Raw genomic sequence first — 10,072 nt, 5'->3', positions numbered from 1 at the left:
TAGGAGATACACCTGTACCCATGCCGAACACAGCAGTTAAGCCCTAGAACGCCGGAAGTAGTTGGGGGTTGCCCCCTGTGAGATATGGAAGTCGCTTAGCTTTTATCCGCCATAGCTCAGTTGGTAGTAGCGCATGACTGTTAATCATGATGTCGTAGGTTCGAGTCCTACTGGCGGAGTACTATTAGAAACGTTCAATCGAACGTTTTTTATTTTATAAATAAAGTAAACTTCTCAAAATTCAAAACTTAATTTTTTCATCTATAAATGCCTCTATATTTTATTTTTAGTCCGTTTAGCTTTAAATTCTACTTTTATAGGATTTGAAGCTTTTTTAGTTCTTATTTTTGTTAGACTAGTGTTAATAATAAGAAAGGGATTTTTTATATGCTTCAAAATTTTTATGATAGAGCATTTGTCTTTTTGAAATTAGTTGAACAAGAATATGCTTCTTTAGGTCAGAGTCGTGCTGAGTGGGAATCACTTCATCTTCGTTTTTTACTTTATTACTTGATAAGATTTAGAATTACAAGTGTTAAAGACTTTTATTTATATCATTTTCAGACGGCCTATCGCTTGTATTTAGATAAATTCTTGCTAGAAGGCACTACTCTAAACTAGTGAGTTTCATATATATCATTTATCACGAACAATAATCAGCATTGAATTTGTGAATTTAAGGATTTTATTTAAAATTTAAGGTTAGGATTTTTATAATTTACAGAAATTCCAAATCTTTTCTAGTGTTTCTTCTTGATAAAATAGTGTTTTTTTCTTATAATAAATTGTAAGATATAATTGCAGGTGAGACTCCTGCCATGTATATGAGAAAGGAAGAGCCACACGGCTCAGACAAAGTTTTACTATGACTTCAGTTGTTGTTGTTGGTACCCAGTGGGGTGATGAAGGTAAAGGGAAAATTACAGATTTTCTTTCAGCTAATGCAGAAGTGATTGCTCGTTATCAAGGTGGTGACAATGCTGGTCACACAATTGTGATTGATGGCAAGAAATTTAAGTTACACTTGATTCCATCAGGTATTTTCTTCCCCGAAAAGATTTCTGTTATTGGGAACGGGATGGTTGTAAACCCTAAATCTCTAGTAAAAGAATTGACCTATCTTCATGATGAAGGTGTGACAACAGATAATTTACGCATTTCGGATCGTGCGCATGTCATTTTGCCATATCATATTGAATTAGACCGTCTACAAGAAGAAGCTAAGGGCGACAATAAAATTGGGACAACTATCAAGGGTATTGGTCCAGCCTATATGGATAAAGCTGCTCGTGTTGGGATTCGTATTGCTGATCTTTTGGATAAGGATATTTTCCGTGAACGTTTGGAACGCAATCTTGCGGAAAAGAATCGTCTGTTTGAAAAATTGTATGACAGTACTCCTATTTCAATTGATGATGTTTTTGAAGAGTACTATGAGTACGGCCAACAAATCAAGCAGTATGTGACAGATACGTCTGTTATCTTAAATGATGCGCTTGATAATGGCAAACGTGTGCTTTTTGAAGGTGCGCAAGGTGTTATGTTGGATATTGACCAAGGTACGTATCCATTTGTTACGTCGTCAAACCCTGTCGCTGGTGGTGTGACAATTGGGTCTGGTGTTGGTCCAAGTAAGATTGACAAGGTTGTAGGTGTATGTAAAGCCTACACAAGTCGTGTAGGAGATGGACCTTTCCCAACTGAATTATTTGATGAAGTAGGGGATCGCATTCGTGAAGTAGGTCATGAATACGGTACAACAACTGGCCGTCCACGTCGTGTGGGTTGGTTTGACTCAGTTGTGATGCGCCATAGTCGTCGTGTATCTGGTATTACCAATCTTTCATTGAACTCTATTGATGTTTTGAGTGGTTTGGATACAGTGAAAATCTGTGTGGCCTATGATCTTGATGGTCAACGTATTGACTACTATCCAGCTAGCCTCGAGCAGTTGAAACGTTGCAAACCTATCTATGAGGAATTGCCAGGTTGGTCAGAAGACATCACTGGAGTCCGTAATTTAGAAGACCTTCCTGAAAATGCACGCAACTATGTTCGTCGTGTAAGTGAGTTGGTTGGTGTTCGCATCTCAACATTCTCAGTAGGTCCTGGTCGTGAACAAACCAATATTTTAGAAAGTGTTTGGTCATAGGAGATTTTTAAGATTAGTTTAAGAGAGGTTGGGTATACTATAGACAGTTACAAGAAGACCTCCTAACTTGTTGTAGCAAAATCCTAAACTTTTCTTTTTCATAATAATCTCCCTATTAAGTCACCCCATTGGGTGGCTTTTTTTGTCTTGAGAATCATGATATAATAATAAAATCGACAAGTAGAAAAAGAGAAGAACGATGAATTATACAGTTGAAGAAAAAGAAGCCTTTATGAGAGAGGCTTTGAGAGAGGCTGAGATTGCCTTAGAACACGATGAAATTCCAATTGGTTGTGTGATTGTCAAGGATGGAGAAATCATTGGTAGGGGGCATAATGCGCGCGAGGAGTTGCAACGGGCGGTTATGCATGCAGAAATCATGGCTATAGAGAATGCGAATGCGAGTGAAGAGAGTTGGCGCCTACTCGATTGTACGCTTTTTGTGACCATTGAACCTTGTGTCATGTGTAGCGGGGCGATTGGGCTTGCCCGTATTCCAAACGTAGTTTATGGGGCTAAAAACCAGAAATTTGGTGCAGCTGGAAGTTTGTACGATATTTTGACAGATGAGCGTCTCAATCATCGTGTAGAGGTAGAAACGGGAATTTTGGAAGATGACTGTGCAGCGATTATGCAGGATTTTTTCCGAAATCGACGGAAAAAATAATTTCTCTTTAAAAATAGAAGGGAATGTGGTATAATAAATAGTGGAGCAACAGTTCTGCGTGAAGCGGGTCAGGGGAGGAATCCAGCAGCCCTAAGCGATGTGAATTGTGTGCTCTTTTTTCGTACAATTTAAAAACCCTTTAATATCAACACTTTAAAGGGTTTTTGTTTGTCTTATATGATAAAAAGGGGCAGGCGAGGGGCATAATTTATAGTTTTATCTTTTCTAACTTACTAGATATGTCTGATACCATTTTTTGAGTGACATGGGAATAAATCTCTAGTGTGGTCTTTGAGTCGCTATGTCCTACTCTATCCATGATGGCAGTCAAAGGAATGCCTAGCTCAGCAAGTAGGGATATGTGAGAATGTCTAAATGTATGTGTAGTTATATTTTTTTCTATGCCGATTTTTTGACCATGTCTTTTCAATGCACAAATAACCCTGGCATTTGTTATTGGTTCTCCTAGAGTATTGATGAAAATAAAATCTGTATCAAATCCATTTGTCGCATTCTCTATTATTTGCTTTTTGATAATATCTAACACTTTTTGAGGTGCTGTTATAACCCTATCGGACTTGATTGTCTTTGGTGTAGTTCTCTCTTTTTGTCTGAAATCGTATGTATGCTTGATGTGAATAGTCTTTTTAGAAAAATCTATATCCTCCTTGTAGTTTAAGGCTGCCAGTTCTCCATACCTCATGCCAGTAAGAAAAAGAACTTTAGCTATTCGGATATACTTTGTAATTCGATAATCACATAGGGCCTCGTCTTTTAAATTTTGGATGAATAACTTAAACTCTTTTTGGTCTAAGTATTTTGTGTTTTTCTTCCTGAGTTCGTCGGATGTAATTACTTTTCTAGGCGTTTCAACAAATAGCATTTCATTTGTATCAATATAATTCATTCTGATAGCGAATTTCATTATCTGATTGAGCTTGAACTTGATTTTAGAAACATAGTTATGAGATCTCCCGTCTTGTAATAGTTGATCTATTACTTTTTGTAATAAACGTCTATCAATATTTCTAACTAGGTAGTCGCCCTCTATCTGCTTTAAAATCTCTTTTTTTACATTTTTTGAAGCATAGACTGTTGAATTTTTAACACCGTGTTTCCAATTCTCCTCGAATTCCTCATATAGTTTTTCAAAAGTTATATCAGAAACAAAATGTTGTTTTTCTCCTAACTTTTGTTTTATCTTTTCCTGCAGCAAGATAGCAGCTTGATTTCTTGCCTGGGGAGTTTTCTTCTCCATGGTCACTGAAACTTTTTTTAATTTCTCAGTATATGGATCTTTATACCGCTCAAAAAATTTGTATTTTCCGTTGGGAAGTTCTTCCATCCACATTGCGTTTACCTCACTTTTTTGTTAAAATGGGTATAAGAAAACGACCTTTTGAATGGTTGTTTCTTATACGTAAGTTCCTCACACTCAGAGTCGCCAAACTTTGCGAGTGTGGGGGTTTTTTACTTACGAATTATGAACGATAACGTCCAATGCTCCCATGATTCGCTGAGCGTTCTCGACGGCTTCTTTGTATTCTTTCGAAGTGTTCTTTACTGACTTTCTAATCAAGTCAATAAATACGACTGGTTTAGTGAAGTCATTTGAGGTTACACGGACTGTCATGTTTAAAATTTTAGAAGTTGATTTTCTTTTCGCAACAATACCGCCTGCGACAGCGCCAATCGCACCAAACATAGCGCCTGCAATCAATGCTTGACCAACTCCTCCAGAAACAACAGTTTGATTATTGATAATCAATTCGTACGATACTAAATCCTCGAACGAATACCAATCTGTGTCATTCTTATCTTTCTTGATCAAGGACGGTATCAAAGACAATCCCATCGTTCCCATTGCAAGCCCTGCTTTTACCGAGCCTTTAATTGCTCCTCCGACCAATCCAGAAGAACCTTTTGCTTTTTGAGCTCCATGAATACGATAGGTACGATTATATCTATCAATCTCAAGTGGTCCGACTTTGTCCGTTTTTCTGCTTCGTGGAGCAGGAGATGGAGAAGCCGGTTTATTGACCGGCTGAGGTTGTTCGGTCGGTTCTTGGTTAGCGATAGAATAACCGCAATTTGGACAGAACTTGTAACCCTCTACTGGATTGCCACATTCAGGACAAAATTTCATAATAACCTCCAAAATAATAACTATTTAAAATCCTTTATACTCTTTTTTTCTTATCCATAGCCGACGAGGTTATGGTTTTTTATTTTTCTCAATACCTTGCCACAATGCACCAGCTATCACATCTGCTTTTAACATTACACGTCAATATCATAATATTGTTGTAAGATATTGTTCCCTTGTTTATATTTTGTAACGAGGTCAATAGCTACTCGTCGTTGCTGTTGATCGTCCAACAAATATTCATCATAGCTCAATATCCGATAATGAACAAAATCAACTAATCGATTAAAAAGGGCGTTATCGCTGATTGTATTTGCTTGTTTAATTTGCTCGTATGAGTGCTTGTTTTTGAGGTGCCAGACCATGCGCTCATTATTGATGTAAAAGAGAGAGGCCATGGCGTTAGCCTCTATTTCTAGCGGATTGCTCTGATAGTTGTTAGCGCAAGCGAGGGCGACCTCATCAGAACGGCCCGTGCTAAAATGGGCTGCAATATGGGCTAATTCATGCAAAATGGTAAAGATAACCCGTCTTTTGATATGTGTTTGATTGATATAAACAAGGTACTTTTCTTTTTCTTTGCTATAAATGGTAAAGCCGTCATTGTGTTTACAGATGATATCATCCAAGTAGGTAACATCTGGATGATTGACAAGCCCTCGATATCTAATGTATTCAGACCCAAGTAGACCGGCTGAAGGAAGCATAGGAAACGGGTCCTTTTCAAAGAAGATAAAATGAAGGTTGTAAGTCTGTTCAAAGTAACGGATAATGTGCTGAAAAGTAACTTGTTCAAGTGGAATATTATTCTGTCGAGAAACTGCTTCGATCACCGGGACGGCGTAATCCCAGTGTTGGATGTACTGTCTACGGGAAATAATTTCTCTAGCCATAATTACCTCCACTTACTGTCATCGTCCATCAGGGTTTTAGCAGTTACCATCAAGCTTTCAATCGCCTTATTAAAACGAACCTTTTCTTCCTCGGTCATGTTCTGGGTCTGATTTCTGAACGCTGCGACAAGTTCAGTCTCAGCTGGACCAAGATATGCATTTTCCTTGTCATCCTTTGCAATAGCAGGATTATCTGTCCGTCCGAGTAAATAATCGGTGGATACGTTGAAGTAGTTAGCAATTTCTGCGATACGCTCAGCATTTGGCGTAGAGTTTTTTATCTTATACAGTGTATTTCTGCCATAACCCAAGTCTTCTTCGACTTGCCCAAGAGCTTTTCCACGCTTTTTTGCTAATTCTTTAATTTTTTCAAATGTCTCAAACATTGTTAAATCAACCTTTCTAAGACATTACAAAAAAATTTAACAAATTTGGTGTAAAAAGATTGACTAATTATCCCAAATGGTGTAAAATGTTTTTTGTAAGTAAGAAATAACTAAAAAAACAACTAAGAAAATAAATTATAAAAATGTTTTGGCGAACGGTATTTATAGATTTATCATTGTTTTTATTATGCTTTCATTTTAGCCAATTTGGTGTGAGTTGTCAAGTGTAATGCAGAAAAATAGTTAAAAATTTAGTTGTTTCTTATTTACATAAAGTGTAAAAAGGAGGAACGCATATGCCAGATATCGCAAACGGTCGTGAAAAGGTTAATGCTTTCTTAAAAGAGAAAGGCATTAAAAAGACAACTCTAGCGGTTGCTTACGGCTTTAAGCGACAGGAAGTAACAAACATTCTAAGTGGGACGACAAAAGGTCCACGAGCGAACAGTTTCATTCTTCAGGTTATTGAAGATTATGGGATTGAGTAGCACAAAAAAGCACCTAACAGAAGTCAGGCGCATATCAAAATAACTAACTGAATTATATCACGAAAGGAGCAAAAATGGAAGCAGTTGAAATTGTAAGAATTAAAGATGTGATCATTGAAAAAGTCTCTGCTAATGATGAAGAATTAGAACACATCTTTGGATGCTCAAAGCGACAAGCGGGAGACATGAGACGCGAGATGAAGAAGCTACCTAGCCAACAGAATCATCTTAGGAATGATGGCCAACTTGTCACGATTAAAGGTTTTGATGCCTACCTGCAATACAGAGGCAGTCGAGATTGGAAAAAAGAAATGGTGAAAAGCAAGAAAATGAGGTCAGTCGGATGAACCTACTAACAAGAATTAAAAACTACTTTTCGGAAGAGGTCGAAGAAACCAATCTGGACTGGAGAGTGGTCGCTCTGGACCTAAATCAATCACTGATTGAAACACAAGAAAAACTTCAAAATGCCAATCAGCGTATTGCTGATCTTGAAAAAATCGTAGCAATCTACAAGGAAAAGGAGAATGTAAAATGATGGAATACATTTACCTGATAACAATCGTAGGAATCGGTCTATGGTCGCTAGTAAATACGCTGGATGACCACGCTGAAATGAAGCAAAAAGAGCGTCAGCAAATAGCGAGTAATGTCGCACGGATGAACCTGAGAAATTCAGACAAACAATTTACTTATGATGTAGAACCGCCTGTAGGGCTAGTTAAGGAGTAGAAACATGACTCAAGCTGAACGAATCAGGGAATATTATAGAGAGCACCCTGCTGCCTCATATGATGAAGTGGCCGAGGCTGTTGGTACAACAAATAGTAATGTGAGAGCGAACTTAGCCAAAGACATCAAGGCAGGTAGATGCGTTCGCTTGGAAGATAAGTCATACGACTACTCGCCTTACTATAACCATACACAGGCACTCACTGAGTTGGTTGATTGGAAGAATGATACTAGACGTGAGTGGGTGGATATGTTGACAAGAGCAGCAGAAAAAGAAACGGATAGCAACGTTATGCGTTTGCTAATCAAAGAAGCTAATAAATTGATGAAAGAGGTGACTAAGTAGATGGTTCGAAATAAATTATCAGATTTAACCAATACTCTTTTCGCTCAGTTGGAAGCATTGGACGACAGGGATCTTACTGCTGATGAATTAAAGACCGAGCTTCAACGTTCAAAACAGATGGTCGCTATCTCTGGCCAAATCCTTCAAGCTGGCCAGTTGGCGCTAGATGCCGAAAAATTCAAAGACAAGGTAGGTGAAGTCAATGCCCCGATCGCTTTGCTGGAAGGATGAGTACACGGAGTACATGTACGAGATATGCCCTGGTCGATTAACTCCTGAAGTAACCAGGTTACTAAATGAGAAATTTGGTACGACCTATACCAAGACTCAAATAGGAGAAGTACGCAGACGTTTAGGGTTACCAGTTGGAAAAGTATATCAAGGTAGATTGCTGACTAAGGAGCAACACGACTACCTTGTGTCCATCCAAAAAAATAAGATTTCTCGCGATGTCGCCAATGAAATGAACCGAAAATTCGGATTATCACTGACTGAGAAACAGATTAAGAGTTATCGGAGAAATAATAATCTACATAGTGGTTTGACGGGAAGATTCGAGAAAGGTCAGACTCCTCACAATAAGGGGAAGAAGTATCCCAATATGCCAAAAAACAGTGGGCAGTTCAAAAAGGGTAATAGACCTCCGAATTATGTTCCTGTCGGAACCATTAACTATACAACAGACGGTTATCCAAAAGAAAAAATCGGAGAACCTAATCAATGGGTTTTGAAACATCGCAAGGTCTGGGAGGACAATTTTGGCCCGATACCAAAAGGGCATTCAATCGTTTTCCTGGACGGTGATAAAACAAACTATGATATTTCAAACCTGGCATGTTTATCTAAAAACGAAATTGCTAGAATGAATCAAAATCATTTATTTACGTCCAATGCTGATTTGACTAAATCTGGTATTGGGCTAACAAAACTTACAAACAAAATTAGAGAGGTAGAAAAAAATGGCTAGTTTATACGAACTAACAGGGCAGTTCCTGACAATTTACCAATTGGATATCGATGATGAAACAAAAGCAGACACGCTTGAGGCCATCGATTGGCAAGAACAATTTGAACAGAAAGCGGAAGGATATGCCCATGTTATCAAAAACTTAGAAGCCGACGTGGCCATGTACAAGGCTGAGGAAGAAAGCTTCAAAGCGAAGAAACAGGCAGCACAGAAAAAGCTGGATTATGTGAAGGATAACATTATGACAGCTATGAATGTCACGGGGCAAACCGAAGTTAAGAGCGGTGCTCTTACTATAAAAGTTGCTAAGAATCCAGAATCAGTCAAGGTCAACGAAGATGACCTTCCGAAAAAATATTTTACAAAAAAAGTGACGCTTTCACCGGACAAAAAAACACTCAAAGAGTTGCTGAAATCTGGCAAGAAAGTCAAAGGTGCGGAACTCATTCGAACAGAGAAGTTGGTGATCAAATGAGGATTTTAGCAATTGATCCATCAAGCAACAAAATTGAAACCAGTACAACAGGAATTGTGCTATTGGATAATGCAAAGCTGGTTGATTATTGGGTGGTCCCTTATGGTGCCCAAAACTTCAAAGCCTGGTTCAAAGAGATTGGTCGTAGTCTTGAATTCGACATAGTGGTCGTTGAAAAATTCGAAGTTAGGGACAATGATTATTCCAGGGACAACTCGGTTGTAGAAACTATTGCAGCCATTGAACTTTGCTATCCGGACTTGGTTCTGCAGCGTAACGCAGGTTATCAGACAGATATACCAAATGACTTGCTGAAAGCTCTTGGGTTATGGTCCTTTGAAAAAAGCCATCACAATGATGTGAGGGCAGCTGCAAGGCTTGGACTATTTTATGCTCAACGGAATGACATCGAGGAGGTGATTGTGGACATTGGCAATCGAATTACGCAAATGGCAAGCTGAAGCAGTTAAACGAAGCGATCGTAATTGCCCTGGGATTTTCCTTGAGGCGTATGGAGGGCGTGGTAAGACCATCTGTGCTTTTGAAATAGCAAAGCACAAGTCAGCAAAAAAAGTCCTGGTTATCAATAATCGTTTAGCTATCCTGAACGGATGGAATAGCACTTATCAAAATCTAGGATACAACACTGATTTTGAATTAGAAACGATGACGGACCGCAGATTGCAGAACAGGCTTACAAGTGGTGAGTCTATTGAGTGTGATGTGTTCATTATTGACGAGTGGCAGAATATGTCTAGCGATTCCAACGTGAAGGCCTATCGCAAGGTCAAACGTGGCTATACAGTTGGACTATCTGCAA

General features: G+C 38.5%; 17 protein-coding genes, 1 tRNA gene, 1 rRNA gene and 1 other RNA gene. 16 read left to right on the top strand and 4 right to left on the bottom strand.

The genetic code is table 11. The features are described 5' to 3' along the window. The 6 genes from rrf to ffs all read left to right on the top strand — a co-directional run. Nucleotides 1–100, top strand: a 5S ribosomal RNA gene (rrf, locus tag ATE34_RS10810); the annotation flags it as partial. Between the two features lie 5 nt (nt 101–105). Continuing rightward, nucleotides 106–179 (top strand) — tRNA-Asn (locus ATE34_RS10805). 208 nt (nt 180–387) lie between these two features. Beyond that, a complete protein-coding gene (comW, locus tag ATE34_RS11270) occupies nt 388–621 on the top strand; it encodes a sigma(X)-activator ComW (RefSeq protein ID WP_045616591.1) in 234 nt (77 codons plus the stop codon). 244 nt (nt 622–865) lie between these two features. After that, nucleotides 866–2,152 (top strand): adenylosuccinate synthase, encoded by a 1,287-nt coding sequence (locus ATE34_RS10795; protein ID WP_045616593.1) that lies wholly within the window; start codon nt 866–868, stop codon nt 2,150–2,152. 199 nt (nt 2,153–2,351) lie between these two features. Then, nucleotides 2,352–2,819: a tRNA adenosine(34) deaminase TadA gene (gene tadA / locus ATE34_RS10790; RefSeq protein WP_061599054.1), complete on the top strand. Its 468-nt coding sequence runs from the start codon at nt 2,352–2,354 to the stop codon at nt 2,817–2,819. A gap of 32 nt (nt 2,820–2,851) precedes the next feature. Then, an RNA gene (gene ffs, locus ATE34_RS10785) (signal recognition particle sRNA small type) lies at nt 2,852–2,945 on the top strand. Nucleotides 2,946–3,027: 82 nt separating this feature from the next. Here the strand turns inward: ffs and ATE34_RS10780 are convergent. From ATE34_RS10780 to ATE34_RS10765, 4 genes are all read right to left on the bottom strand, one after another. Beyond that, nucleotides 3,028–4,170, bottom strand: coding sequence for a tyrosine-type recombinase/integrase (locus ATE34_RS10780; protein ID WP_084912050.1), 1,143 nt, complete (start codon nt 4,168–4,170; stop codon nt 3,028–3,030). 123 nt (nt 4,171–4,293) lie between these two features. Further along, a complete protein-coding gene (locus tag ATE34_RS10775; RefSeq protein ID WP_084912048.1) occupies nt 4,294–4,965 on the bottom strand; it encodes a zinc ribbon domain-containing protein in 672 nt (223 codons plus the stop codon). Between the two features lie 134 nt (nt 4,966–5,099). Continuing rightward, nucleotides 5,100–5,858 (bottom strand): ImmA/IrrE family metallo-endopeptidase, encoded by a 759-nt coding sequence (locus ATE34_RS10770; RefSeq protein WP_084912046.1) that lies wholly within the window; start codon nt 5,856–5,858, stop codon nt 5,100–5,102. A gap of 2 nt (nt 5,859–5,860) precedes the next feature. Then, complete coding sequence (locus ATE34_RS10765; protein ID WP_049479658.1) at nt 5,861–6,244, bottom strand: helix-turn-helix domain-containing protein; 384 nt, start codon at nt 6,242–6,244, stop codon at nt 5,861–5,863. A gap of 296 nt (nt 6,245–6,540) precedes the next feature. On the opposite strand from ATE34_RS10765, the gene ATE34_RS10760 reads away from it, so the two are divergent. The 10 genes from ATE34_RS10760 to ATE34_RS10715 form a co-directional block, all read left to right on the top strand. Beyond that, the gene (locus ATE34_RS10760; RefSeq protein WP_001112858.1) at nt 6,541–6,732 is read left to right on the top strand and encodes a DNA-binding protein; all 192 of its coding nucleotides are present in this window, start codon (nt 6,541–6,543) and stop codon (nt 6,730–6,732) included. 74 nt (nt 6,733–6,806) lie between these two features. Further along, nucleotides 6,807–7,079 carry a hypothetical protein gene (locus tag ATE34_RS10755; RefSeq protein ID WP_049479657.1) on the top strand — a complete coding sequence of 91 codons (273 nt, stop codon included), beginning with the start codon at nt 6,807–6,809 and terminating at the stop codon, nt 7,077–7,079. Beyond that, the gene (locus ATE34_RS10750; RefSeq protein WP_049479656.1) at nt 7,076–7,270 is read left to right on the top strand and encodes a hypothetical protein; all 195 of its coding nucleotides are present in this window, start codon (nt 7,076–7,078) and stop codon (nt 7,268–7,270) included. The genes ATE34_RS10755 and ATE34_RS10750 overlap by 4 nt, the downstream gene beginning before the upstream one ends. Next, nucleotides 7,267–7,464: a hypothetical protein gene (locus ATE34_RS10745; RefSeq protein WP_084912045.1), complete on the top strand. Its 198-nt coding sequence runs from the start codon at nt 7,267–7,269 to the stop codon at nt 7,462–7,464. Before ATE34_RS10750 ends, ATE34_RS10745 begins: the two co-directional genes overlap by 4 nt. A gap of 4 nt (nt 7,465–7,468) precedes the next feature. Continuing rightward, nucleotides 7,469–7,810 (top strand): hypothetical protein, encoded by a 342-nt coding sequence (locus tag ATE34_RS10740; protein WP_084912043.1) that lies wholly within the window; start codon nt 7,469–7,471, stop codon nt 7,808–7,810. Beyond that, nucleotides 7,811–8,041, top strand: coding sequence for a hypothetical protein (locus tag ATE34_RS10735; protein ID WP_084912041.1), 231 nt, complete (start codon nt 7,811–7,813; stop codon nt 8,039–8,041). It begins immediately after the preceding gene. A gap of 13 nt (nt 8,042–8,054) precedes the next feature. After that, nucleotides 8,055–8,777, top strand: coding sequence for an HNH endonuclease signature motif containing protein (locus ATE34_RS10730; RefSeq protein WP_084912040.1), 723 nt, complete (start codon nt 8,055–8,057; stop codon nt 8,775–8,777). Next, on the top strand, nt 8,770–9,252 hold the full coding sequence (locus ATE34_RS10725) for a siphovirus Gp157 family protein (RefSeq protein WP_084912038.1): 483 nt from the start codon (nt 8,770–8,772) through the stop codon (nt 9,250–9,252). The genes ATE34_RS10730 and ATE34_RS10725 overlap by 8 nt, the downstream gene beginning before the upstream one ends. Then, the gene (locus ATE34_RS10720; RefSeq protein ID WP_084912037.1) at nt 9,249–9,713 is read left to right on the top strand and encodes a hypothetical protein; all 465 of its coding nucleotides are present in this window, start codon (nt 9,249–9,251) and stop codon (nt 9,711–9,713) included. The genes ATE34_RS10725 and ATE34_RS10720 overlap by 4 nt, the downstream gene beginning before the upstream one ends. Beyond that, the coding region (locus tag ATE34_RS10715; RefSeq protein ID WP_180382705.1) for a DEAD/DEAH box helicase family protein at nt 9,682–10,072 on the top strand (391 nt) is incomplete at its 3' end. The genes ATE34_RS10720 and ATE34_RS10715, both read left to right, overlap by 32 nt.

Source organism: Streptococcus oralis subsp. tigurinus (assembly GCF_002093545.1).
GTDB classification, from domain to species: domain Bacteria; phylum Bacillota; class Bacilli; order Lactobacillales; family Streptococcaceae; genus Streptococcus; species Streptococcus oralis_C.
Note: the sequence above shows the minus strand (reverse complement) of the source record. Positions and strands in the feature narration are given on the sequence as shown.

What these genes read in the sequence shown, in the direction of transcription:
- comW (WP_045616591.1), top strand. Translation starts at nt 388, where the DNA reads ATGCTTCAAAATTTTTATGATAGAGCATTTGTCTTTTTGAAATTAGTT.
- ATE34_RS10795 (WP_045616593.1), top strand. Translation starts at nt 866, where the DNA reads ATGACTTCAGTTGTTGTTGTTGGTACCCAGTGGGGTGATGAAGGTAAA.
- tadA (WP_061599054.1), top strand. Translation starts at nt 2,352, where the DNA reads ATGAATTATACAGTTGAAGAAAAAGAAGCCTTTATGAGAGAGGCTTTG.
- ATE34_RS10780 (WP_084912050.1), bottom strand. Translation starts at nt 4,170, where the DNA reads ATGTGGATGGAAGAACTTCCCAACGGAAAATACAAATTTTTTGAGCGG.
- ATE34_RS10775 (WP_084912048.1), bottom strand. Translation starts at nt 4,965, where the DNA reads ATGAAATTTTGTCCTGAATGTGGCAATCCAGTAGAGGGTTACAAGTTC.
- ATE34_RS10770 (WP_084912046.1), bottom strand. Translation starts at nt 5,858, where the DNA reads ATGGCTAGAGAAATTATTTCCCGTAGACAGTACATCCAACACTGGGAT.
- ATE34_RS10765 (WP_049479658.1), bottom strand. Translation starts at nt 6,244, where the DNA reads ATGTTTGAGACATTTGAAAAAATTAAAGAATTAGCAAAAAAGCGTGGA.
- ATE34_RS10760 (WP_001112858.1), top strand. Translation starts at nt 6,541, where the DNA reads ATGCCAGATATCGCAAACGGTCGTGAAAAGGTTAATGCTTTCTTAAAA.
- ATE34_RS10755 (WP_049479657.1), top strand. Translation starts at nt 6,807, where the DNA reads ATGGAAGCAGTTGAAATTGTAAGAATTAAAGATGTGATCATTGAAAAA.
- ATE34_RS10750 (WP_049479656.1), top strand. Translation starts at nt 7,076, where the DNA reads ATGAACCTACTAACAAGAATTAAAAACTACTTTTCGGAAGAGGTCGAA.
- ATE34_RS10745 (WP_084912045.1), top strand. Translation starts at nt 7,267, where the DNA reads ATGATGGAATACATTTACCTGATAACAATCGTAGGAATCGGTCTATGG.
- ATE34_RS10740 (WP_084912043.1), top strand. Translation starts at nt 7,469, where the DNA reads ATGACTCAAGCTGAACGAATCAGGGAATATTATAGAGAGCACCCTGCT.
- ATE34_RS10735 (WP_084912041.1), top strand. Translation starts at nt 7,811, where the DNA reads ATGGTTCGAAATAAATTATCAGATTTAACCAATACTCTTTTCGCTCAG.
- ATE34_RS10730 (WP_084912040.1), top strand. Translation starts at nt 8,055, where the DNA reads ATGTACGAGATATGCCCTGGTCGATTAACTCCTGAAGTAACCAGGTTA.
- ATE34_RS10725 (WP_084912038.1), top strand. Translation starts at nt 8,770, where the DNA reads ATGGCTAGTTTATACGAACTAACAGGGCAGTTCCTGACAATTTACCAA.
- ATE34_RS10720 (WP_084912037.1), top strand. Translation starts at nt 9,249, where the DNA reads ATGAGGATTTTAGCAATTGATCCATCAAGCAACAAAATTGAAACCAGT.